The sequence below is a fragment of the Vibrio sp. Y176 genome, assembly GCF_033438945.1.
Window position 1 is genome coordinate 1 of the sequence record NZ_JAWOQS010000331.1, and the last position, 810, is coordinate 810.

General features: G+C 50.4%; 1 protein-coding gene. It reads right to left on the bottom strand.

Annotation, left to right across the window (positions count from 1 at the left end; genetic code table 11):
• Positions 1–810: GGDEF domain-containing phosphodiesterase (locus tag R7O13_RS25880; protein ID WP_318305075.1), on the bottom strand; the 810-nt coding region annotated here is incomplete at both ends.

The window sequence follows — 810 nt, forward strand, 5'->3', positions numbered from 1 at the left end:
CGAGGTTCTCTTTGGTGAGCTGATTGATGAACGTGCGATCGATCTTCAAGCAAGTGAACGGCAGTGAATGCAGATAACCAAGGGAAGAGTAACCCGTACCAAAATCATCAATGGCAATGCCAATGCCCATATCACGCAACTTCGTCATGTTTTCCAGAGTCGTTGGTGCGCTATCAATAATGCGCGACTCGGTGATCTCTAACGTGAGGTTTTTGGCGGGCAGCTTGGTGACATCCAGCACTCGTGTCACGGTGTCGACAAATGCCGGGCAGGAGAGCTGATTGACCGAAATGTTCACGTGCAATTGGAAGTCTGACGGCCACTGTTTGTTCTCGATGGCTTTGTATGTGTCTCGGCACGCTTGCAGCAAGATTTGTTGGCCAATGGCTTTGATCATGCCGCTTTCCTCCGCGATTGGGATGAAATCTAATGGTGAGATCATACCGCTTTCGCTATTCCAGCGAGCTAGGGCTTCAGCGCCACATACGTTACCACTCGCGAGATCGATGATCGGCTGATAATGAGGCACAAATTCGCGCTTGTCGATGCCCGTTTGCATCTTCGTGAGCAGCTGAGTACGAAACTTCGATGCGCTCGCGAGTTCTGGGCTGTAGTAACAAATGCCCGTCAGTGGATCTTGCTTCGCGTAGCTCAGAGCAATGCTGGCATTGCGTAGCCAAAGCGGCATGTTCTCACCATGCTTGGTTTGCACAATCCCTAGTGAGATCTTCATCACCACGCTTTCACCTTCAACCATAAATGGTGCTGCGAACAGTTGTTGTAGGCGACGTTCTGTTAAACGGATGTCTT